Source organism: Maribacter thermophilus, assembly GCF_001020565.1.
GTDB classification, from domain to species: Bacteria; Bacteroidota; Bacteroidia; order Flavobacteriales; family Flavobacteriaceae; genus Maribacter; species Maribacter thermophilus.
Genome location: NZ_LDAS01000001.1, coordinates 3,659,502 through 3,680,793, shown reverse-complemented (window position 1 = coordinate 3,680,793; position 21,292 = coordinate 3,659,502). Strand labels below are relative to the sequence as shown.

General features: G+C 40.0%; 24 protein-coding genes. 13 read left to right on the top strand and 11 right to left on the bottom strand.

What is annotated here, in order from left to right; translation table 11 throughout:
- Positions 1-53: 53 nt before the first annotated feature.
- From AB657_RS15995 to AB657_RS15980, 4 genes are all read left to right on the top strand, one after another.
- On the top strand, positions 54-959 hold the full coding sequence (locus tag AB657_RS15995; RefSeq protein WP_047247418.1) for a mechanosensitive ion channel family protein: 906 nt from the start codon (positions 54-56) through the stop codon (positions 957-959).
- Positions 956-1,798: an ATP cone domain-containing protein gene (locus tag AB657_RS15990; RefSeq protein ID WP_047247417.1), complete on the top strand. Its 843-nt coding sequence runs from the start codon at positions 956-958 to the stop codon at positions 1,796-1,798. The genes AB657_RS15995 and AB657_RS15990 overlap by 4 nt, the downstream gene beginning before the upstream one ends.
- Positions 1,799-1,802: 4 nt before the next feature.
- The gene (locus AB657_RS15985) at positions 1,803-3,173 is read left to right on the top strand and encodes an MBL fold metallo-hydrolase RNA specificity domain-containing protein (RefSeq protein WP_047247416.1); all 1,371 of its coding nucleotides are present in this window, start codon (positions 1,803-1,805) and stop codon (positions 3,171-3,173) included.
- A 108-nt stretch (positions 3,174-3,281) separates the two neighbouring features.
- A complete protein-coding gene (locus AB657_RS15980; RefSeq protein ID WP_047247415.1) occupies positions 3,282-3,920 on the top strand; it encodes a hypothetical protein in 639 nt (212 codons plus the stop codon).
- An 18-nt stretch (positions 3,921-3,938) separates the two neighbouring features.
- Here AB657_RS15980 and cls (AB657_RS15975) read toward each other — a convergent pair whose 3' ends face one another.
- The 3 genes from cls (AB657_RS15975) to AB657_RS15970 form a co-directional block, all read right to left on the bottom strand.
- Positions 3,939-5,345: a cardiolipin synthase gene (gene cls / locus AB657_RS15975; RefSeq protein ID WP_047247414.1), complete on the bottom strand. Its 1,407-nt coding sequence runs from the start codon at positions 5,343-5,345 to the stop codon at positions 3,939-3,941.
- Positions 5,346-5,547: 202 nt separating this feature from the next.
- Positions 5,548-5,685, bottom strand: a complete 138-nt coding sequence (locus tag AB657_RS18105) for a hypothetical protein (protein WP_198146912.1) — start codon at positions 5,683-5,685, stop codon at positions 5,548-5,550.
- Positions 5,686-5,729: 44 nt separating this feature from the next.
- Positions 5,730-7,091 carry an NAD-dependent succinate-semialdehyde dehydrogenase gene (locus tag AB657_RS15970; RefSeq protein WP_047247413.1) on the bottom strand — a complete coding sequence of 454 codons (1,362 nt, stop codon included), beginning with the start codon at positions 7,089-7,091 and terminating at the stop codon, positions 5,730-5,732.
- Positions 7,092-7,295: 204 nt separating this feature from the next.
- Between AB657_RS15970 and AB657_RS15965 the strand changes: the two genes are divergently transcribed.
- The 3 genes from AB657_RS15965 to AB657_RS15955 are packed head-to-tail and all read left to right on the top strand — an operon-like array spanning position 7,296 to position 8,180.
- Positions 7,296-7,628 (top strand): YtxH domain-containing protein, encoded by a 333-nt coding sequence (locus tag AB657_RS15965; RefSeq protein WP_047247412.1) that lies wholly within the window; start codon positions 7,296-7,298, stop codon positions 7,626-7,628.
- Complete coding sequence (locus AB657_RS15960; protein WP_047247411.1) at positions 7,629-7,976, top strand: hypothetical protein; 348 nt, start codon at positions 7,629-7,631, stop codon at positions 7,974-7,976. It begins immediately after the preceding gene.
- 3 nt (positions 7,977-7,979) lie between these two features.
- A complete protein-coding gene (locus AB657_RS15955; protein ID WP_047247410.1) occupies positions 7,980-8,180 on the top strand; it encodes a hypothetical protein in 201 nt (66 codons plus the stop codon).
- Positions 8,181-8,193: 13 nt separating this feature from the next.
- Here the strand turns inward: AB657_RS15955 and AB657_RS15950 are convergent, their stop codons facing one another.
- Both AB657_RS15950 and AB657_RS15945 read right to left on the bottom strand, forming a co-directional pair.
- A complete protein-coding gene (locus AB657_RS15950; protein ID WP_047247409.1) occupies positions 8,194-9,240 on the bottom strand; it encodes a helix-turn-helix transcriptional regulator in 1,047 nt (348 codons plus the stop codon).
- 199 nt (positions 9,241-9,439) lie between these two features.
- The gene (locus tag AB657_RS15945; RefSeq protein WP_047247408.1) at positions 9,440-9,916 is read right to left on the bottom strand and encodes a Dps family protein; all 477 of its coding nucleotides are present in this window, start codon (positions 9,914-9,916) and stop codon (positions 9,440-9,442) included.
- Between the two features lie 399 nt (positions 9,917-10,315).
- Here AB657_RS15945 and AB657_RS15940 point away from each other — a divergent pair, with 399 nt between their 5' ends.
- Positions 10,316-10,765, top strand: a complete 450-nt coding sequence (locus AB657_RS15940) for a ferritin-like domain-containing protein (protein ID WP_047247407.1) — start codon at positions 10,316-10,318, stop codon at positions 10,763-10,765.
- Positions 10,766-10,800: 35 nt separating this feature from the next.
- Here the strand turns inward: AB657_RS15940 and AB657_RS15935 are convergent, their stop codons facing one another.
- The gene (locus AB657_RS15935) at positions 10,801-11,832 is read right to left on the bottom strand and encodes a helix-turn-helix transcriptional regulator (protein ID WP_157491778.1); all 1,032 of its coding nucleotides are present in this window, start codon (positions 11,830-11,832) and stop codon (positions 10,801-10,803) included.
- Between the two features lie 222 nt (positions 11,833-12,054).
- Between AB657_RS15935 and AB657_RS15930 the strand changes: the two genes are divergently transcribed.
- The 4 genes from AB657_RS15930 (at position 12,055) to cls (AB657_RS15915) (ending at position 14,825) form a co-directional block, all read left to right on the top strand.
- Entirely contained in the window at positions 12,055-12,747 is a 693-nt protein-coding gene (locus AB657_RS15930) for an SOS response-associated peptidase family protein (RefSeq protein ID WP_157491776.1), read from the top strand.
- A gap of 147 nt (positions 12,748-12,894) precedes the next feature.
- A complete protein-coding gene (locus AB657_RS17895; RefSeq protein WP_084696445.1) occupies positions 12,895-13,056 on the top strand; it encodes a DUF1328 domain-containing protein in 162 nt (53 codons plus the stop codon).
- Between the two features lie 48 nt (positions 13,057-13,104).
- Positions 13,105-13,290 carry a hypothetical protein gene (locus AB657_RS15920; RefSeq protein ID WP_047247404.1) on the top strand — a complete coding sequence of 62 codons (186 nt, stop codon included), beginning with the start codon at positions 13,105-13,107 and terminating at the stop codon, positions 13,288-13,290.
- A 110-nt stretch (positions 13,291-13,400) separates the two neighbouring features.
- Positions 13,401-14,825, top strand: coding sequence for a cardiolipin synthase (gene cls / locus AB657_RS15915; protein ID WP_047247403.1), 1,425 nt, complete (start codon positions 13,401-13,403; stop codon positions 14,823-14,825).
- A 57-nt stretch (positions 14,826-14,882) separates the two neighbouring features.
- Here cls (AB657_RS15915) and AB657_RS15910 read toward each other — a convergent pair whose 3' ends face one another.
- The 5 genes from AB657_RS15910 to hisC form a co-directional block, all read right to left on the bottom strand.
- Positions 14,883-15,761 (bottom strand): flavin reductase family protein, encoded by an 879-nt coding sequence (locus AB657_RS15910; RefSeq protein WP_047247402.1) that lies wholly within the window; start codon positions 15,759-15,761, stop codon positions 14,883-14,885.
- A 6-nt stretch (positions 15,762-15,767) separates the two neighbouring features.
- Positions 15,768-16,994 carry a fumarylacetoacetase gene (fahA, locus tag AB657_RS15905; RefSeq protein ID WP_047248042.1) on the bottom strand — a complete coding sequence of 409 codons (1,227 nt, stop codon included), beginning with the start codon at positions 16,992-16,994 and terminating at the stop codon, positions 15,768-15,770.
- Positions 16,995-17,022: 28 nt separating this feature from the next.
- Entirely contained in the window at positions 17,023-18,183 is a 1,161-nt protein-coding gene (locus AB657_RS15900; RefSeq protein ID WP_047247401.1) for a homogentisate 1,2-dioxygenase, read from the bottom strand.
- 73 nt (positions 18,184-18,256) lie between these two features.
- Positions 18,257-19,387, bottom strand: a complete 1,131-nt coding sequence (hppD, locus tag AB657_RS15895; RefSeq protein ID WP_047247400.1) for a 4-hydroxyphenylpyruvate dioxygenase — start codon at positions 19,385-19,387, stop codon at positions 18,257-18,259.
- A gap of 53 nt (positions 19,388-19,440) precedes the next feature.
- Positions 19,441-20,547 (bottom strand): histidinol-phosphate transaminase, encoded by a 1,107-nt coding sequence (gene hisC / locus AB657_RS15890; protein WP_047247399.1) that lies wholly within the window; start codon positions 20,545-20,547, stop codon positions 19,441-19,443.
- Between the two features lie 121 nt (positions 20,548-20,668).
- Between hisC and AB657_RS15885 the strand changes: the two genes are divergently transcribed.
- A complete protein-coding gene (locus AB657_RS15885) occupies positions 20,669-21,127 on the top strand; it encodes a MarR family winged helix-turn-helix transcriptional regulator (RefSeq protein WP_047247398.1) in 459 nt (152 codons plus the stop codon).
- Positions 21,128-21,292: the final 165 nt, after the last annotated feature.

Sequence of the window (21,292 nt, the reverse complement as noted above, 5' to 3'; positions counted from 1 at the left end):
ACTTAAGGCCGCCATTGGTAGCAATACCTTGGCGGTCTTATAAATAAAATTATATGGATGCGTTTTTTAAGTTATTGGAAAATCCGTTGGTTCTAAAGGTCGCCAAATTGGTCCTATGGATCCTAATCATTATCATTACCATAGGCATTATCCGAAGAACGCTTAAAAAGCGAATAGACAACATTGCCATTAGGTATAAGGCCCAAAAGGGAATAGAGATTATTGGGTATGTACTTATAGTTGTGTTGATACTTATGGCCGTAACGGTAGATAGCTTTAAAGACTACACCATAATCATAGGTCTCTTTACCGCAGGTATTACCTTTACCCTACAAGAACTGATATTAAGTATAGCCGGATCTTTCTACATCTTTTTTGTAAAAGTCTACAAACCTGGAGATAGAATAGAGATCAATAATATAAAAGGCGATGTGATTGATATTGACAGTATCTATACCACCTTAATGGAGTTGGGCGAGTGGGTTAGCAGTGACAATTACTCGGGTAGGATCGTAAAGATCAGCAACGCATTTGTGTTTAAAGGGCCCATTAAAAACTACTCTATGGATTTTCCCTTTGTTTGGGACGAGTTAGAAGTACTTATCACCTATGAATCGGATGTAGAACTGGCAAAAAAAATAGTACTGGAAACAGCGGGCGAATTACTGAGCGATTACACCGAACGATCCCTGGCCAAATGGAAAGAAATGGTAGAACATTATTATATAGAAGATGCGACCATTGCCCCTACCGTGGCCATGTCACTTACCGACAATTGGATCAATTTGAACCTTAGGTATATTACAGATTACAAACTTAGACGAGACACTAAGAACAAGTTGTTCCAAGGCATAGAAAAATCATTTTTGGCAACCAACGGAAAAGTAACCTTGGCATCTACCACCCTGCAATTATTGAAAATACCAACTGTAGAAGTGCAACTAAAAAAAGAAAAATGACTACACCGGATATTGAAATCATAAAATCATCGGGGGAAAAAGCGATATTTTCTTTGGACAAGCTCAGAAACTCGCTAAAACATAGTGGCGCCAACCATGAATTGGTAGAGCAGATCGTAGATACCGTTCGTTCAGAGGTGTACCCGGGTATTTCTACCAAAGAAATATACAATCGTGCCTATGCTCTGCTAAAAAGAAAAAAATCGGTCTTTGCCTCTAAATACAAACTAAAAAAAGCCATCTATGAACTGGGTCCGACAGGGTTTCCTTTTGAACGCTTTGTGGCCGCCATTCTACAATATTCGGGTTTTTCTGTTCAGGTAGATATAATAATGACGGGCACCTGTGTAAAGCACGAAGTTGATGTATTGGCCGAAAAGAATGAAACCATAACCATTGTCGAATGCAAATTTCATAATGAAGAAGGCCTTAACTGCAATGTAAAAATACCCCTTTACATCAATTCTAGATATAACGACATAAAGAGTCATTGGTTGAGTAAAAAGAGTAACACCAAGAAACTGGATCGGGGGTGGGTGGTTACCAATACCCGATTTACCGAAGATGCACTAAAATATGGCGAATGTAGCGACCTTTATCTATTAAGCTGGGATTACCCTAAAAACAACGGCCTTAAAGATAGGATAGATAGGTTAAGCCTCTACCCCATAACCGTACTATCGCTACTTACCAATCGAGAAAAACAATTTTTACTTAGCAGGGATGTAGTGCTTTGCAGACAATTGGTAAAAGACAAGTTTTTTCTGGACCATTTGGGAATCTCCAGCACCAGAAAAGAAAAAATATTAAAAGAAGTAGGTCAACTTTGCAATCAATAAAACTATGAACAACGTTAGAATTCATTTTCTGGGAGCTTGCGGCACCGTTACGGGGTCTAAATTTTATTTAGAGACCCCAGAGCTTAACATTATGGTAGACTGCGGAATGTTTCAAGGCTTAAAGGAATTACGGGAAAACAATTGGAAACCATTGCCCATAAACGCCGCCAATGTTGATGTGGTTTTATTGACCCATGGTCATTTAGACCATACGGGTTACCTGCCAAGACTGGTAAAAGAAGGGTTCAGCGGTAAAATACTCGGCACCGCACCTACCCTGAACATTACTGAAATTATTCTTTTGGACAGTGCTAAAATTCAAGAGGAGCAAGCCAAGAAAGCCAACGAAGAAGGGTTTTCGAAACATAGCCCCGCCCTGCCCTTCTATTCTGTAGAAGAAGCTAAAAATACCCTTAGACTATTTGAATCTTGCCCAAAAAGTGAATGGATATCCCTATCGGACCACATACGCTTTAAATTTAGGTTCAACGGCCATATCATAGGGGCCACTTTTATTGAACTGGAGATATTTGAAAAAACCTTTGTCTTCTCTGGAGATGTTGGCAGGGTACATGATCTGTTATTGGACACGCCCGAGCGTCCAGAATGGGCCGATTATTTATTCTTGGAAAGTACTTATGGCAATAAACTGCATCCCCAAGAGGATGTTACAGAAATCCTCAGCACCTTGGTACAGAAGACCATTCATGAAAGAGGTACTCTTATTATCCCCTCTTTTGCCGTAGAGCGTTTACAATCGCTTATGTACACCCTTTGGCTATTGTTCAAGAAAAACAAAATACCCAACATCCCTATTTTTATAGACAGCCCCATGGGCAATAATGTACTTTCTGTTTTTGAGCGTTTTCCAGATTGGCATAAGTTGTCTTTAGACGAATACCATGCCATGCTACAGCATTTCACCATCATAACCTCATATGCCGATACCTGGAAAACCATAGACGACCCAAGACCCAAGATAGTTATTGCCGGAAGCGGCATGGTTACGGGCGGTAGGGTATTAACGTACCTAAAGCAATTAATAGACGTACCTACGACCAATGTATTATTAGTAGGTTACCAAGCAGAAGGCACTAGGGGCCGTCAACTATTGGAAGGTTGCCACGAGGTAAAACTGTTTGGTAAATATTACCCGGTAAAGGCCAAAATTCACCTTATCGAGAGTCTTTCTGCCCATGCCGACCAAAATGGTCTCTTGCATTGGGTAGATACTATTAAAAATGTACCCGAGGCCGTTTTTCTGATACATGGTGAACCGACAGCCTTAGATGCCTTTAGGGTAAAGATCAAGGATGTTAAGGGATGGAACTGCCAAATTCCAAAATTGAACCAAACACTGGAGATAGTGGTTTAGGCAAGTATCTCATTTTAAAACCGATAAGTACCTAAATGATGGATATCATATACGTTGTTTGATATTTCCCTTATTTTAGGCCCATATACCTGCAAAACCAACTTTCAAATGAAAAGATCAATCCTTTTGGCCATTATTCTTGTAACCAGTTGTTCCCCGATAAGTTTAGTTGAAAACTGGAAAAACCCCGATATAGTATTGTTTCATGCGGACAAGGTTTTATTGGTAGGCATGACACAAAACCAGGATGCCCGAGAGCATTTTGAGAACCAACTGAAAAAAGAATTCGAAAAAAGAGAGGTGGAAGCTTGGCGAAGTATCGATGTTTTTGATGTCTCTTTCACCGACTCCCAAAAAACCGAAAAAGAATTGGACGATGTAGAGCAAAGCCTTCTAGACAAAGATTTTGATGCCATTTTGTTTACTAAAATAACCGGATCTGAAAACCGGCAAAGCTTTATAAAATCCATATCCCGGTTAGAGGATCACCAAAGACGCTTTAACGATGACTACCTAGAGCACCAAGGTATTTACTACGACGAAAGTTACTACGAGAACTTTAAGGTGTACCACGCCGAAACCACTTTATATTGCATTTGCGAGGGCAAGGAAAGGTCTATGATCTGGAGGGGCATTATAGATATAACAGACCCCAGGAATATAGAAAAGGCCATAGACGATTATATAAAAATGATCGTAGTGGCCATGGAGGAGCAAGATCTGATTTTTATAAAAGAATCTGAATAGGCTCCTACTTGCAACGGACTATAACAGGGGACTAAAAATTTTACCGACACCCTCTTTCAATTTCTTCCCCCATGGTCTGTTCACAAATTCCTCATAGTTGAGCATTTTACTGGTAGCGCTATCCCTAAGAAAGTCTTCTTTTAACAATTGAGCAAAGGCCTTGTCATAAATAACGGCATTTACCTCATAATTCTGTTCAAAACTACGATCGTCCAAATTGGCGGTTCCGATGGTACTGATAGCGTCATCGCTTACAATGATCTTACTGTGTAAAAAACCGTCGGGAAAGAGATAGATCTTAACTCCTGCTTTTAAAAACGATTCAAAGTACGAGTGTACGGACCAACTTACGATAGTATTGTCGGCATTTTCAGAAACCAATAGGCGCACATCTACCCCGCTTAATGCCGCCGTCTGCAAAGCCTGTATAATGGCCTGACTCGGAATTATATACGGATTTGTAACGTACAAGTATTTTTTAGCCTTGTTGATAATGGAGAAGTAGGTTTGTTCCAACACCGGAAAATCATCGTCCGGACCACCGGAAACTATCTGCACCAAAGAATCGGAAATAACCTCCACCTCGTTCTTTGCATGTACCAACGGTTTCAACAATTCCTCGCTTACCAAATACCAGTCCATCATAAAAACTTGGTCTAGGTGATTGGCGGCAGGCCCTTTGACCTCTAAATGCATATCGTGCCATTTACCTAGCCCTATTTGACCTTTCAAATATTTATCCGAGATATTTATCCCCCCGGTAAAGGCCGTAACACCGTCGACCACAATAATTTTTCTATGGTTTCTATAATTCAAGGAAGAAAAAAACCGACCAAACTTAAACGGAAGAAAAGAATAGACCTGTACCCCTAAGGCATTGAGCTTTTTTAAATAGCTCTTACTTAATGAGAAACTGCCAATACCGTCATAGATCATTCTAACGGTAACACCTTCGGCAATTTTTTGTTCGAACAATGCCAATAATCGGTCGGCAAGTTCCCCTTCCTCAAAAATGTAATACTGGATATGAATTTGGGTCTTTGCCTTCTCCAATGCCTCAAAAATTGCGTTAAAGGTTGTTTTTCCATCTTTCAACAATTGTAGTTCATTGTTCGATGTAGGAGGAAAATGTGAGTTTTTATACAACAGCTTTATCAGTTTTTTGAATCTACCCCCAAAAGCATTTATTTGCTGCTCATTGGGTTTTGGCAATTTTGTAAACAGGTCTTGTTTAAGGCGCAATAGCTTAAGCTTTCTTCTATTTCTACCAAATAACAGGTACAACACTATGCCACCGATAGGTATTGCGAATATGGCCAACAACCAAGCTAAGCTCTTTACAGGTTTCGCACCATGCAAAAGAATCGTAAGTACTATAGATATGGTAATTAGGACATAAATACCAATAAATAGGATAGTCCCCATAGACTTTTAACTTGTATAGTTAGGTACTGCTCAACGAGCATAAAGATGAATAATGTGCACAATATAACATTTACACCGTAATACAATCGTGACAACCGTCATATTTGGGTTCGTTACGACCAGCCTATAATAAAAACGATGGTGGCCCACATATATTTACATTAATGACCGTGAACCATATGTGCATATTAAAAGCCTTTTTTTAAAAATATTCCAATACGTGACCAAAGATCCAATATAAAATAAGAAAGACGAAAAAGGTTCCAATGCAACCGCATTTACCGCCCCCAATTTTTCTGGCTCCGTACCAAGCACCAATAATCTGAATTAGTTTCTTCATATCTTAAAGTTAAACACTCTCTACGAATATCATAGGATCCATTTCTACTTTTTAATATAGACGGTTTTCTTGTTCACAAACTCCAAGATCCCCTCTCTGGAAAGTTCCCTACCATATCCAGAAGCCTTGGTACCCCCAAAAGGCAGTCTAGGGTCCGATTTGACCATATCATTAACAAAAAAAGCGCCATCCGGTATCTCCGAGATTAAACTATAGGCGGCATCGGTATCTTCGGTAAAAAGCATTGTACCCAGACCATAATTGGAATCGGAAGCTAAAGCTAATGCATGTTGCCTATCTTTTGCCTTTACGATGGCGGCCACGGGACCAAAGGTTTCTTCATCAAAAACAGGCATTCCGGGTACTACATCGGTGATAATGGTGGGTTCAAAATAAGCTCCGTTCATTGTATTTCCCATTACAAGTTTACCACCTATTTTTAAAGACCTGTCCACTTGATCCTTCAAGGTTTGCGCCAAATCTTCCCTGGCCAAGGTTCCTATATATGTTTCGGCAGCAGAAGGATCGCCCGTCTTTAATTTCTGTACGCGCTTTGTAAACCTGTCCACAAACTCATCATAGATATCGGCACATACGATAAAGCGCTTCGCCGCAATACAGCTTTGCCCTGTATTTTGCATTCTCGCCATGACCATCGTTTCTAGGTACTTATCTAAATCGGCATCCTCAAAAACGATACAGGCATTGTTACCCCCTAGTTCCAGTACCGTTTTTTTCAGGTGACCGCCGGCAACCTCAGCTATTCTCCTGCCCGCCTTTTCACTTCCTGTCAAGGTAACGGCCTTGATCTGGTCGTTGCCTATTAATTCCTCTATTTCGGTATGCCCCGCCAACACCGATTGAAAGCAGCCTTTTGGATAACCGGCATCCTCAAATAACGTTTGCAATGCCTTTGCGCAACCGGGAACATTCATGGCATGTTTCAAAATTCCCGTATTACCCGCTGTTAGTGTAGGTGCAGCAAACCTGATCACCTGCCAAAAAGGAAAGTTCCATGGCATCACCGCCAATATGCAGCCCAGGGGATCGTAACTTATAAAACTCTCATCTGCCTCGGTATCTATAAGTTCATCTGCCAACAAATCCTCTGCATTGAACGCATAAAAATCGCACACCCATGCACATTTTTCTATTTCTGCGATGCCTTGCGATATGGGTTTGCCCATTTCAGATGTCATTAGTTTGGCATACTCCTCTTTACGGTCCATTAACAAACCTGCCACTTTTTTTAATAATTTACAGCGCTCCTCAATGGGTAAACGGCTCCAATCACCTGCAATTTTTTTGTTCAATTTCAACTTTTCAGAAATAGAATTGGGGGTATCCAATTCATATTCTTTACCTGTTTCACCAGTAAAAGGATTCTTAGAAAAAATACTTGCCATAACCTTCGTTTTTATACATAGCTAAGTTACGGCTAACCTTCTATTTTACGAATGTATCCCCCAAAAAATCGTTGTCTTTTTGTCCTATTATCATTGCCGTCAACAATTAAATTATTTGAGCTAATAAGTACCCGAAAATCGTCTGACATTTGTAGTGTAAATGATGAGAGACATCATATTTTAAATCTAAAATTTGATACTATTATGAGTAATAACGGAAATACACTTTTAGCAATTATTGCCGGTTCTGCCATTGGTGCGGCCCTAGGAATACTATATGCCCCCGACAAGGGAGAAGTAACACGAAAAAGAATCGCGGACAAGGCGAACGAGACCAAAGAAAGTTTAACTGAAAACGCGATTCAACTTAAGCATAGGGTTGCGGATACCATCGCCTCTGAAAAAGAAACGTTGGACACAAGGGTAGAATCGTTGGTATCGGACGTAAGTTACAAGACCGAGGATATCATTAGCACTCTTGAAAAGAAACTGTCAGAACTGAAAGCCAAAAACAAAAAATTGCAAAAAAGTTCATAGATGGGTGTTTTTAATTCTCTAAACGAAACTTCTAACAAAGCTGTAGATTTAAGCGAACAGTATTACCAGAAGACACAGGAGTATTATAAACTGAAAGTTTTTCACCAATTGTCATTAACTACCGGAATGTTCTGTAAAATGGCCATTCTTGGTAGTTTGGGCTTTTTGGGTCTTCTGTTCTTTGCCGTAGCAGGTACTATTTATCTTGGAGAAATTCTAGATAGTTTGGTTCTTTCCTGTTTGGCCATTGGCGCTCTTTTCTTTGTTATAGTCACTATTTTATACAAGACAAGAAAAAGAATAGACAACTTTATCGTAAAGAAGTTGTCGGCAAAATTTTTTACCTAAACCATGAAAATATACGAGAATTTTGATCAAATAGAATTTGATCTGCATAAACTGGATTTGGAGCGTAAAATTGCGCTCGAAGAGCTAAAGGGGCTAAAACAGGAAGTTAAGGAAGACCTGGCCCCCTACAACTGGCTTTCTACCTCGGTATCATTGGTAAAAAAATATGGCTTTTTATATTTGATCAAGAGATTTTTGAAATAAAAAAGCTTCTTAACTATACGGTTTTTAACGATATAGACTGTTTTACGTTATTGTTAAAATCACTAGGGCTTATACCATACTTGTTCTTGAAAATTTTAGAAAAGTAACTTCTACTACTAAAGCCAATGGAATATACTACCTGAGATATATTCATATCCGTTTGGCTAATATAGTCCCTTGCGGCCTCTAACCTAACGTGGCGTATATATTCTGTCACCGTTCTGGCATACAACAATTTAAAGCCTTCCTGTAATTTGGCCTGCGACAGGCCCGTATCCATAGACAATTTTTCTAAAGTATAATCTACAGATACGTTTTTTGCAATCTTATTGGCTAGATCCCTAATGATCTTTAGCTCTCTACGTACCAAGGTTGTTTCCGGCAAGGAATTCTTGCTATCTTTTTCGTGCTGTGCAATGTGCATAGCTAAAATTTCGTACACCAACCCTTCAATTTGCATAACGCGCACCATACCGTTCTTGTTACGCACTTTTCTTAACGCCCCTATTTTGTTGGCCAATTTTAGGTTGTAAGACCCAAAATATGCGAATCTTTTTTCATGGTCCGTATCCATAAACACATGGTAGAGCTTTTTATTCAAGGACTCTACCCCGTTCAATCTTTTTCGTAAAAACTTCTTACGTGTAATCTGTACCACATTAATGGCCAATTTTACGCCTTTTGAAAAATACCCATAACTGGGGTCATTGCTATTGTTGGCTATGATTACCGATTGAAACTGCTCTAAGGTTTTTGTCTCTGAAATAGGTTGTGCCTCAGAACGATGGCCACAATAACCCTCTAAACAATAGTAAAAACGAATGGGGTTAAAATCTTCAGAATCCATGACAAGAGTAACATCATCATGAAATGTGATATTGTACTCCAACAAAGTAACGCCCCAATCAAAAGTAATGAACCTAATGTCGCCTGTGGCCTTTTCATTGTTTACCCTCAAGGTATATTCTCCCCATCTTTCCGTTATTTCACCCCCTATCTGTTCTTGGATCTGTTTAACATTACTAGCTGTAGAGCTTCCTGTAGTCTTAATTCTTATCATCGTGTATCTTCCCTCTTTTTAGACCTGCCCATGCAGTATTAAAAATACATGTTCGCCATGCCCATCTTTGGCTCACATGACGTATCGATTAATATACAAAAATTGTAATGTTGCCCTATTGCATCAATCTATAGAGCAAAAAAAAGTCCTGATAAAGGACTTTTTCTTACTACTATATTTTTTTTCAAACCTACTGCTGTTATTTCTTGGTTTCTTTTAACCACGCATCTAACATCCAGCTCACTTTTTCCAGACTTCCAATATAGCCTCCGATCATATCAACGGTTCCTTCATCACCGGCTTCCTCTGCCTTTTGTACTACTTTGGTCATTTGTTTTAAGAGTTGCTGATGATCGGCCAGAATCTGTGCTACCATTTTTTTATCACTGATCAACGAGGCGGCCTCTTTTACTTTAGACAGTTTGTGATATTCCGAAAACCTACTTTCGGGGTGATGCCTTAGTGTAAGTATGCGCTCCGCTATCTCATCTACCTTAATTCTTGCATCGGTATACAATTCCTCGAACTTTTCATGCAGTACAAAAAAGTTTTCCCCTACAACGTTCCAATGAAAACCTCTAAGGTTTTGATAATACACGTTGTATTCCGCTAAAAGAATATTCAATTCATCAACTACCGGTTCTATCTTTTTTACTTCTATGTTTAGATAACTCATAATTATATATTTACTATTAATAATTGCCTTTTAACAATTCAAAATTACATCGCAAAAACAATTGTAGTTGTCTCAATCGAGACAACACTTGACCCTAATAATATATTAGTAAAACTTTAACTCTTACAAAACCAAAGCGCTATACTTTATAAGGGTTGGGCGCCATTATAACGCTTGTAGAGACACCGCTTTAGAGGACCTAAGGATCAACACAATAGGTTTTTATATTAACGCTATCCATATGAGTTAAAGCATACGGTATTTAAGCAAAGAAAACAGGTGAGACCCCTGTAATTTTGAGATGTAGGCAGCATTGAACAAGAAATAATGCCGACCTAAACGGATGTAAAATAACCGGCATCCAAAAAACAATCGGTTTATAATTTAATACGATATATTATGAATACATACTCAGAAACTGTAGGAAACAAATTAAACGACATTCTTGAAAAAACATACGATGCGGAGAAAGGATTTAAAAAGGCTGCAGAACATACCAATAATACTGCACTAAAGTCCTATTTTAAAGATAAGGCAGCCCAACGTTACAATTTTGGACATGTACTTAAGACCGAAATAAAGTCTTTTGGCCATGAAGTAGAAGAAGGAGACAGTTTTACCGGCAAGGCCCATAGGGCCTGGATGGATGTTAAGGCCCTTTTTGCCAACGATAACGAAGAGGCCATGCTAGAAGAGGCCATAAGAGGGGAAAAAGCTTCTGTTGAAGAATACGACGAGGTAATCAAAGACGGCTCGTTACCCACTAGTACGCTGCAAATCTTAAAAAACCAAAAGACGGCCATTGAAAACGGTCTGGCCAATATTAGAACGTTGGAAGATCTTGCTTAAAAAATATCGTTGAAATTATATTTGTAAAAGAAGGGCTATACGTCCTTCTTTTCTTTTTTTATGGGTCGGCCATTTACCTGTTTTTTATAGGCCTTTGGACTACAGTTGTATTTGTTCTTAAATATTTTACAGAAATAACTTCTGCTGGTAAAGCCAATGGAATACACTACCTCAGAGATATTCATATCGGTGGTACGGATCAGTTCTTCCGCCTTTTTAAGTCGTACGTTACGAATGTATTCCCCTAAGGTGGCATCGTGCATAAATTTAAACCCAAGTTGCAATTTAGAAGGTGAAATTCCCGATTTGGCAGAAATGGCATCAATACTATGCGGTGCTTCCGGATAGTTATTGATATAATCCGTTAGCTCGGTGATCATTTCCAATTCCTTTTTTAAAAGAGTGGTCGCAGGTTGTATTCCCTTTTCCATATCTTCTTGAAATTGCTCTATCTGCTTTGCCAATATCATAAGGCAGACCCCATTAAAATAACTTAAGGAAGCGATGGAATCGGCAAATTTGGCATTCTCTAACTTCTTGATCAATTCACCGATCTCTAGATTAAATTTACCTACATGTAGATATCCTTCGGTTTTATCATATGAATCCAATAATGCGGTCAGCGTATCGCGCTGCTCCTCTAACTGATTTTTGTATTCGTTTATATTGATACGTATGCAGTTAAAAACCAAATGTTCGTCTTTTTTAAAGATCAATTTGGTCTTATGGTCTTTGTCGTTAAAAACAACCGCCGTCTGCAGTTCCTCTAATTTTGTCACTACCTGATGACCATAAAATTTATGGAAGCAATTTCCCTTTAAACAATAAAATAGGCATACTTGATCGCTTTCTACCCAATCCATTACCAATTCGTGATCCGTATTCAGGGTCAGGTCAAACTCAAAGGCCATAAGCCCTTCTTCTAAATTAACGCAGTTAACCTGTCCAGAACCTATAGTTGTATCTACCATTAAGACAGGCACGCCGCTTTCATTGGCCACCTTACCCTTCAATTTCTCGTTTAAAAGAAGTAGCTCGTGCAATGCATTTCTCCTTTTTGTCTTCATAGAAATATCTATTTTACTGATATTGAGTTTTTTCCCCAAGTAAAAGTAAGTCAAGTTTTATTTTTTGTTTATGTAAAAAGAATAAGTTTTTAACAAAACCCATATAATAACTCTTAATTGGTCTTTTTACCTACATTTATTTCTAATGAATCACCTTTTTAATTGTTTGCAACAATCCCTTTTTTGTTATTTCTCTTACTTGTGGAATATAAAGAAAGGGAAATGTATTTTAAATTATCAAATACTGCGACGAAAGAAATTCTGGAAAAATTTACCAAGGCAACGTTTAAATATCCAAACCTGTATACACCCCAGCAAGTAATAAATGGTTTACACGAAGTTTCTGTTCCAATTGTTACCATGCAAGAAAAAGATAAGATCTCTTTGTCCATATGGGGGCTACTGCCTACCAAGTACAGTGAAGACTGGAGTGTTTTTCAGTGTATTTGCAATACGCTCAACCTTCATGAAAATACCTTGGACTCTAACCTATGGTTTGCCCAACCCCTAAAAGAACGACGAGGTTTATTACCCGTTACAGGCTTTTTTACTTCGTTCTTAAAAAACGGAAAATCTTTTCCATACCATATAAGCCTTAAAAGCGGAAAACCATTTTACCTTGCCAGTATATACAATACTTTAGAAGATGGTTTTATTACTTGCGCTTTGTTGGTCGGCAAATCCACCGGTTATATAAGGCAATACCAAAACACCGTAGATAGTATGCCAATAATTATAGGAGAAGAGGACGTAGAAAGCTGGTTGGCGTACCAAACCCCTTTTGAACAGGTAAAGAGTATTTTGAAAAGAACACCTATATGCGACTTTAAGGCCACACCCATTGCCAAAGAACTCTTTAACAACGATATCTCTTACGATAGTATGTTGCTCTCCTATGAATACCCTTATTTTTAAAGTTCTTTACTGTAGCCGAACGGTAACCTCATATGAGTTAACCATTATGTGGATACCACTAAGACCAACGAACAAATATCCCGAAATTTATTCTGTAAGAAAAAGGGAGTGTCCCTTAAGTATTAGAACCTTAAAAACAATCACATTATGTTACGTTGGACAATAATTTTTATAGTACTGGCCATTATAGCCGGTATATTAGGTTTTGGAGGAATCGCGGCAGGAGCTGCTGGTATAGCCAAAATTCTATTCTTTGTATTTATAGTGCTTTTCCTTATCTCTTTAATCAGAGGCAAGAAAGTAGTATAACGCATATTATTTATAACTAAAATCATTAATAAACTTAAAACAAGAAAAATGAAAAAGTCAGTATACATGTTCCTATTTTGTCTAATGACAATAGGTGTAGCGATCAGTTGTAGAGAAGAAAAAACGGCAGGTGAGAAAATTGAGGACGGAGTTGAAGAAATCGGGGACGGCATTGAAGAAGGTGCCGAAGAGATCGAAGATGAAATCGATGATGCCACCGATGACCACCAATAGTATAGAAAAAACACTGACTGCTAAGAGGGCTTATAGCCCTCTTTTTTTATTTAAATACGTGTACCCAGTTTAAAATATGGTATCTTAATAACTTACAAACGATTCTTTTAATGAGTAGTCTCTTTTGGATAGCATATGCGGTAGTAACCCTATGGAGCATTATAAACATCATTTTTTATGGCACGCGGGCCACTAAAATGATAAGCTGGTCGCTAACGGTGATCATTATGCCCTTTTTGGGCCCTATGCTGTACTATCTTTTTGGTATCAACAGAAGAAAATTCAAGCTTTTTAAACTAAAACAGAACGAAAAAAGAAAACTATACTCGGAAACCTATAAAGAACTAAAGGGAGGTGAGCAAAGTGTTCATGAGTTTGCCGACTACAAACACAACAAAATTGCTTCGCTGATCAGAAGCAACAGCTACTTTGCCCCCTACGAAGGCAACAAGATTACCCTTCTTAATAATGGCGATGATGCGTTTGGTGCTATTTTTAAGGCTATTGAAGCGGCCCAAGATTTTATACACCTTCAATATTTTATCTTAGAAGAAGGAGACCTGCTAGACCGTTTATACGAGCTGTTCGCCAAGAAATTAAAAGAAGGGGTAGAGGTCAGAATGCTGTACGATTCTTTGGGAAGCCATGCCCTGCGGGGAAAGGTCGTTAAGCGTTTTAAAGAAATCGGGGTACAGGCCTATCCTTCGCTCCCCATACGATTTGGAAACTTATTGTTTACATTAAATTACAGAAACCACAGAAAGATTATTGTTATTGATGGAAAAATTGGGTTTACGGGAGGTTTCAACGTTTCCGACAAGTATATAAAACCTATTTCTGACCTAGGCCTTTGGCAAGATATGCATATAAAGATAGAAGGGCCTGCGGTTAATAGTCTGCAGCGGATTTTTGTAAAGGACTACCATTTTGCGAGTAACGAAGACCTGTTGTTACAGAACCGGTATTTTCCTAAAGTAAGCCCTGTTGGCACCAGTATTGCCCAAACCGTATCTAGCGGGCCCGATTCTAAGTACCCCGCAATCATGCAACAATATTTGACCATGATCAATGTAGCCGAAAAGAGCATCTGCATTGCCAATCCTTATTTTATACCAGGTGAACCCATATTAGAGGCATTAAGAATAGCGGCCTTAAGCGGCATTGAGGTGAATTTGCTCACACCAAAAAAATCAGATTCGCTTTTGGCAAAATACAGTATGTTCTCTTCTTTTGAATCGCTTTTGGACGTTGGTGTCAATATTTACCTAAGACCCGATTTTTCGCATAGCAAGGTCATTGTAATCGATGGAGAAATAGCGTCGGTCGGTTCCGGCAACTTCGATTATCGCAGTTTTGAGCATAACTTTGAAACCAATATGCTTATCTATGACAAACAAATTGTTCGAACGATCGACCAACTGTTTGGTGACCATTGCAAGAAAAACATACGTCTAGACTTCAGCAAGTTTAAAAACCGCTCTATATTGATAAAGTTTATGGAGGGGCTCGCCAAGTTTTTTAGTCCCTTGCTCTAAAACATACCATTGTAGATTACCTGCCGTAGGTTGGTATTATATACCAAAAGCATGCACCTATACGCTTATACACAAGAGTGCCAAGGCATCTTCTGTCTTGCCCTCTTGTAACCATTTTTGGGCGAGCCGATGCACTTTTATCGCACTATTTTCGGCCATTACTTCCTTTACTTCTGGCAGGGCCGCAATAGCCTCCTTGGCCTCTTGGCTCGGTAGGCTTTCCAAATTACCTAGACGCCCCAAATTATTGCCCGTAAGCACATTACTTTCACGAACCGCTATCGGCAATTGATCTACGCCAATACCTTTGTTGCGAATAGGTTTTGGAATTTCGAACAGTGAGTCTCCACTGGATCGTGTGTACCAGTTTCCGCCCATACGGCCTACCAAGTCCAATTTTTGGGTATCTAAATTACCATCGGTATCCAAATAGTCGGTATTCATATGTACCAGTTCTACCTTGGCCAAAATCAGGTTTCCGGCCCCTGGTGTATCCGCCAGTTCAATCACCTCGGTTACGCTACACTCAATGGCCACCGGAGCTTCTGCCACTCTGGGCGGTTTCACTTTGGTACTTTCTATTTCTGTAAATCCGGCTTTCTTAAACTCGTTCACCCCTTTGTCGTACGAAGTACTGGCCAATGACATCTGCTCTACCATAGGGTAGTTTACAATGTTTATAACCACTTCGGGCACTTCCAATACATTTTCATGGGTATGTTTCATAGACCCGTCCCTACCACTTCTATTGGGCGAGAATATCATTATTGGCGGGTTGATACTAAAAATATTAAAGTAACTAAAAGGACTCAGATTTACATTTCCTTCCTTATCAACAGTACTGGCAAAACAAATAGGCCTAGGTGCCACAGCGGAAAGCAGATAGGCATGTAACTGTTGTTGTGGAACATTATTGGGATCGATCGTTTTTATCATTTCTTGTTATTTAGCAGGTAGTATTTTTCCGGACACTTCACCAAAACCAATTCTAATATCATCTTTCTTGGCAGAACCCCGCATGGTTATCGTGTCGTTATCTTCAATAAAAGTGCGGGTAGCGCCATTCTTTAGGTTGATCGTTTTTTGTCCTCCCCAAGAAAGCTCTAACATAGAACCATAGGATGTTTCATCTTTGCCAGAAATGGTACCCGATGCCATTACGTCCCCCACTTGTATGTTGCATCCATTTACCGTGTGATGCGCCAATTGCTGGGCCATATTCCAGTACATATACTTAAAGTTTGACCTACACAACACCTCTTCTTCCGCATTTTGAGGCCTAATACCGACCGACAGGTCTATATCGTAATTCTTAGCACCCTCCGTTTTTAAATAAGGTAGCACCTCGGGATCTTGATCAGGACCTTTAACCTTAAAGGGTTCCAAAGCTTCCATAGTAACGATCCAGGGCGAAACGGACGATGCAAAACTTTTTCCTAAAAATGGCCCCAAGGGCACGTATTCCCATTTTTGAATATCGCGAGCGGACCAATCATTAAATAGCACCATGCCAAAAATATAATCTTCGGCACGCGATACCGGCACACTTTCTCCCAGATCGGTACTCTTTCCAACAATAAAAGCCATCTCGAGTTCAAAATCCAATCGGCCCGTAGGTTTAAAAACAGGCGCTGTGGCTCCCTTTGGCATCACCTGACCTTTGGGCCGGTGTATGGGGGTACCGCTCACCACCACAGATGAGGCCCTGCCGTGATACCCTACCGGTATGTGTTTCCAATTAGGCAACAAGGCATTTTCTGGATCTCGGAACATTTTGCCCACATTGGTGGCATGTTCCAAACTGCTATAAAAATCGGTATAGTCACCGACCTTTATGGGAAGGTGCATGGTAGCTTCACTTTGGGGCACCAAAAAACGCGGATTCTTTTTTAGTTCCGAATCCTCATCCACCAATAATTGTTGTACACGTAACCGCACCTCATTGGTCACCTTTTTTCCCAACCCTATAAAACGGTTCAGGGTAGGTTGTGTAAAATAGTCCTTTTCCGGTGCTATTAACCCGGCATCGGCCAATGCGGCCAGATCCACAATTTGGTTACCAATGGCGATCCCGGCCCTGGGAGCATCCCCGGCGACCGAAAAAACACCAAAAGGCAGGTTGTATATAGTAAAATCGGAATTTTCAGGTACCGGCACCCAAGTCTGCAATGGTTTCATCTAAAAAGCACATTAATTGTTAAGCGTTCAACCATGATCGGTAGTAATCGCCATCATCGATTTTTAGGGCATTTTCCGTTACCTTCAAGGGTTTAAAAGTGTCTATCATCACGGCCAATTCCTCTGAGCCCTTTTGACCAATACTACGCTCTACCGCCCCCGGATGCGGGCCATGTGGTATGCCCGCCGGATGCAACGAAATATTGCCCGGAGCCACCCCGTTGCGACTCATAAAGTCACCATCCACATAATACAACACCTCATCGGAATCTATATTGGAATGGTTGTAGGGCGCCGGAATGGATTTAGGATGATAATCGTACAACCTTGGCACAAAAGAACAGATAACAAAGGCCGAAGTCTCAAAGGTCTGGTGTACTGGTGGCGGTTGGTGTACCCTACCCGTAATAGGCTCAAAATTATGGATCGAGAATCCGTACGGATAGTTATAACCGTCCCACCCCACCACATCAAAAGGATGGCCTACATATACCATTTCATGGACTACGCCCTGTTTTTTCACCTTCATCAGATGTTCATCGGTATCTATAAAGGTTTCTAGGTTTTCGGGCAACTTATAATCGCGTTCGCAAAAAGGAGAATGCTCCAATAACTGTCCAAACCAGTTTCTATATCGTTTTGGCGTATATATGGGCGTAAAGGATTCCGCATAAAAAATACGGTTGTCCTCTCCATCAAAATTAATCTGATAGATCACTCCCCTCGGAATAATTAAATAGTCACCATACTCAAATGGAATCTGCCCAAAAAGGGTACGGAGCACCCCAGAACCTTTATGAATAAACAGCATTTCATCGGCATCTGCATTCTTATAAAAATAGGTGGTCATCGATTTTTTTGGGGCGGCCACCCCAATATGCACATCGCTGTTTACCAAGAGTGGTTCTCTCGCCTCTAAAAAATCATCTTTGGGCGCCACATTGAAACTTACCAGTTTTAACGACCTAATGTGTTTCTCCAATGCAATTTTCGGAGAAACATCGGTACTTTTCAATAGTTCCTTTACCATTGTCGGCCTGTTGTGATGGTACAGCAATGACGACATGCCATCAAAACCAATGGTACCGAACAGCTGTTCTGAATACAGCTCCCCGTCGGGCCTTCTAAACTGTGTATGGCGTTTTGGGGGTATATTACCTTGTTTGTGATAAATGGGCATAAACCAATGTTTTAGTTAATCTGTTCTTTCCCTTAAAGTTAGCTATTACTACACTAAAAATTATTTAAAGAACCTATAAAGTTCCCCTTAGCTCTTGCTCGCGTTCTATAGCTTCGAACAACGCCTTAAAATTACCTTTACCAAAAGAGGTCGCCCCTTTTCTCTGTATTATCTCAAAAAACATGGTTGGCCTTGCCTGTACTGTTTTGGTAAATATTTGAAGTAGGTAACCTTCATCATCGCGGTCTACCAAAATTCCCAGTTTTCGAAGCGAGTCTATGTCCTCATCTATCTTACCTACCCTGTCCGTCAGCAGATCGTAATACGTAGTGGGCACCGACAAGAATTCTACCCCCCTGTTTTTTAGGTCGGTTACCGTTTTAACGATATCATTGGTAGCGACCGCAATGTGCTGTACCCCTTCGCCTTCATAAAATTCCAGGTACTCGTCTACTTGCGATTTCTTTAAACCCGGTGCAGGTTCGTTTATAGGAAACTTTATACGACCGTTACCATTGCTCATTACCTTGCTCATCAAGGCGGTAAACTCTGTAGAAATATCTTTATCGTCGAACGATAGAATTTGGGTAAAGCCCATGACCTTTTCATAGAAATCTACCCAATAGTTCATTTTACCCAAGTTAACGTTGCCCACCATATGATCCACATATTTTAGGCCCGTATCGGTAGGTTGGTAATCGCTCTCCCATTTTTTGTAGCCGGGCAAGAAAACACCGTTATAGTCTTTTCTTTCTACGAAAATATGTACCACTTCACCATAGGTATGAATACCCGAACGTACTACCCTACCGTCTTCATCCTCTTCTACTTGAGGCTCCATAAAACTTTTAGCCCCTCTTTTTACCGCTTCTTCATAGGCATAGGTAGCATCATCTACCCAGAGGGCGGTAACCTTTACACCATCGCCATGCTTGTCTATATGTCTACCTACTTCGGTACCACTTTTTAGCGGTGAGGTAAGCACCAACCTAATTTTATCCTGTTCTACCACATACGACTCATATTCTCTACTACCTGTCTCTAACCCCCTATAGGCCAATGATTGAAACCCGAAGGCCGTTTTATAGTAATGTGCCGCCTGCTTAGAGTTGCTCACATAAAGTTCCATGTAATCTGTGCCGTTTATTGGCATAAAATCGGTTGCTTTCCCTTGTTTTTTTTCTGTTACTACTGAAGTTGACATATTTTATGTTTTTAGATTGTTGTTAATGCAACATTGTTGCTAAAAAAATATTTTTACGCTATTAATGGTTTCTCTTCAACTATTGTTGAAAGTGCTTCTAGCACTGCTTTGTTGGCCTCTCTTTTACCGAAGGAAATACGTACCATCCCAGGGGCCCCAAAGTTACCTACCGGCCGTACCATGATTCCTTTTTTCTCTAATAATGCCACTAGTTCGGTATCTGGAACAGGGGGGCGTATCATCACAAAATTACCTTGTGTGGGCCAAAACTCGATACCTATTTTCTTTAATCCGTCCAACACATATGCGCGCTCCTCTTTTACCAATTGCACCGTTCTGTCTACAAAATCGACATCCTTTAGTGCAGCTATGGCACCCTCTAGCGCCAAAGATGATAGTAAAAAGGGCTTGCATATTTTTCTGATATAGTTGCTTATGTGCAAGGGCGCGTAGCAGTAGCCCACCCTTAGCCCTGCCAGACCATATGTTTTTGAAAAACTATTGATGGCGATAATATTTTTATTCTCCAGCACATAAGGCAGTGCCGAGGTATAATCCCCGGCCTCGGCAAAATGCCTGTACACCTCATCGAGTACCACGATCACATTTTCGGGTACTTGCTCCATAAATACCGTCAATTTTTCTTTGGGAATATAATTTCCGGACGGATTATTGGGCGAAGCCAAAAATATTAATCTTGTATGCGCTGTAACGGCCTTTAATATTGCCTCTAGGTCATAATCATAGTTGGCCGTCATGGGCACATTTACCGCCTTGGCGCCCATCCATCTGGTAAAAGCGGTATAGGGCAAAAAGCAAGGCTGACTAACGATTACCTCATCACCTTCTCCCAAAAAAGCCTTGGAGATTATATCTATGATCTCTGACCCACTATTGGCGGTGATAAAATGGTCGGCGGTCAATTGGTTATCAAAATCGGACACCAAGGCTTCTCGCAATCGATGATCGGTATTGTCGGGGTACAGACTTAAATTGTTCAATGCACCTACCAACGCTTCCTTTACTTTGGGGGAATACCCCAAAGGGTTTTCGTTCGAAGACAGTTTATGAACCGTAATACCATCGGGCATTACGATCTTCTTGCCCCCTCCTTTATAGGTGCTGTCCTCTAGAATATATGGTTTATACCTTATAGACATAAGTTATCTTCGTTTTTATGTGACCTAATTAAGGTAAAACTACAAAATATTTTCAATATTGTTGCATTAACAACAATTTTAACAATTATCTCCCCTATTTTTGATACAAGAAACAGATATTATGGATAGGACCGAAGGTTTTGGCGTGTATATAGATCGAACTTTAAAAAAGGTACAACATACCTTTTTACAAGTTTTCGCCGATAACGATATTGACCTGACCATTGAGCAATGGGTAATTTTACAACGGGTGCATTTAGAGGGCAAAGAAGCCTCACAGGCAGATATTGCCAAGTCTAACTTTAGAAACAGGGCCACCACTTCGCGGGTGATCAGTGGTCTCTGCAAAAAAGGGCTGTTGAAAAAATCCAGGTTCAGGGACGACCAAAAACGCTACAAATTGGAAATGACGGAAGAGGGCCAACTTTTGATGAAAAAGGTAATGCCATTGATAAAAGATCTACGCCGGGTAAGCACCATTGATATTTCTGATGATGAATTTGAAACCTTCTACAAAGTTTTGGACCAATTGTACCAAAATTTTGATGAGTACGAAGGCTACAAAAAACCCGTAAAATAGGTCCTTTTTAAATAAGTGAATCTTTTCGTTGATTTTGGTTTTACGGCTATATATTTTTTACTAAATTTGCAGCCACATTTAAAAAAGCGATTTTTTTAATGTTGGACGGTCGCGTAGCTCAGCTGGATAGAGCATCTGCCTTCTAAGCAGACGGTCAAAGGTTCG

Excerpts from the sequence above, each read along its gene's own strand:
- AB657_RS15990 (WP_047247417.1), top strand. The coding sequence starts at position 956 with ATGACTACACCGGATATTGAAATCATAAAATCATCGGGGGAAAAAGCG.
- cls (WP_047247414.1), bottom strand. The coding sequence starts at position 5,345 with ATGGGGACTATCCTATTTATTGGTATTTATGTCCTAATTACCATATCT.
- AB657_RS15885 (WP_047247398.1), top strand. The coding sequence starts at position 20,669 with ATGGATAGGACCGAAGGTTTTGGCGTGTATATAGATCGAACTTTAAAA.
- AB657_RS15955 (WP_047247410.1), top strand. The coding sequence starts at position 7,980 with ATGAAAATATACGAGAATTTTGATCAAATAGAATTTGATCTGCATAAA.
- AB657_RS15910 (WP_047247402.1), bottom strand. The coding sequence starts at position 15,761 with ATGATAAAAACGATCGATCCCAATAATGTTCCACAACAACAGTTACAT.
- AB657_RS15960 (WP_047247411.1), top strand. The coding sequence starts at position 7,629 with ATGGGTGTTTTTAATTCTCTAAACGAAACTTCTAACAAAGCTGTAGAT.
- AB657_RS15970 (WP_047247413.1), bottom strand. The coding sequence starts at position 7,091 with ATGGCAAGTATTTTTTCTAAGAATCCTTTTACTGGTGAAACAGGTAAA.
- AB657_RS15935 (WP_157491778.1), bottom strand. The coding sequence starts at position 11,832 with ATGAAGACAAAAAGGAGAAATGCATTGCACGAGCTACTTCTTTTAAAC.
- AB657_RS15980 (WP_047247415.1), top strand. The coding sequence starts at position 3,282 with ATGAAAAGATCAATCCTTTTGGCCATTATTCTTGTAACCAGTTGTTCC.
- AB657_RS15965 (WP_047247412.1), top strand. The coding sequence starts at position 7,296 with ATGAGTAATAACGGAAATACACTTTTAGCAATTATTGCCGGTTCTGCC.
- AB657_RS15945 (WP_047247408.1), bottom strand. The coding sequence starts at position 9,916 with ATGAGTTATCTAAACATAGAAGTAAAAAAGATAGAACCGGTAGTTGAT.
- AB657_RS18105 (WP_198146912.1), bottom strand. The coding sequence starts at position 5,685 with ATGAAGAAACTAATTCAGATTATTGGTGCTTGGTACGGAGCCAGAAAA.
- AB657_RS15985 (WP_047247416.1), top strand. The coding sequence starts at position 1,803 with ATGAACAACGTTAGAATTCATTTTCTGGGAGCTTGCGGCACCGTTACG.
- AB657_RS15920 (WP_047247404.1), top strand. The coding sequence starts at position 13,105 with ATGAAAAAGTCAGTATACATGTTCCTATTTTGTCTAATGACAATAGGT.
- AB657_RS15950 (WP_047247409.1), bottom strand. The coding sequence starts at position 9,240 with ATGATAAGAATTAAGACTACAGGAAGCTCTACAGCTAGTAATGTTAAA.
- AB657_RS15930 (WP_157491776.1), top strand. The coding sequence starts at position 12,055 with ATGTATTTTAAATTATCAAATACTGCGACGAAAGAAATTCTGGAAAAA.
- AB657_RS15940 (WP_047247407.1), top strand. The coding sequence starts at position 10,316 with ATGAATACATACTCAGAAACTGTAGGAAACAAATTAAACGACATTCTT.
- cls (WP_047247403.1), top strand. The coding sequence starts at position 13,401 with ATGAGTAGTCTCTTTTGGATAGCATATGCGGTAGTAACCCTATGGAGC.
- hisC (WP_047247399.1), bottom strand. The coding sequence starts at position 20,547 with ATGTCTATAAGGTATAAACCATATATTCTAGAGGACAGCACCTATAAA.
- AB657_RS17895 (WP_084696445.1), top strand. The coding sequence starts at position 12,895 with ATGTTACGTTGGACAATAATTTTTATAGTACTGGCCATTATAGCCGGT.
- AB657_RS15900 (WP_047247401.1), bottom strand. The coding sequence starts at position 18,183 with ATGCCCATTTATCACAAACAAGGTAATATACCCCCAAAACGCCATACA.
- AB657_RS15995 (WP_047247418.1), top strand. The coding sequence starts at position 54 with ATGGATGCGTTTTTTAAGTTATTGGAAAATCCGTTGGTTCTAAAGGTC.
- hppD (WP_047247400.1), bottom strand. The coding sequence starts at position 19,387 with ATGTCAACTTCAGTAGTAACAGAAAAAAAACAAGGGAAAGCAACCGAT.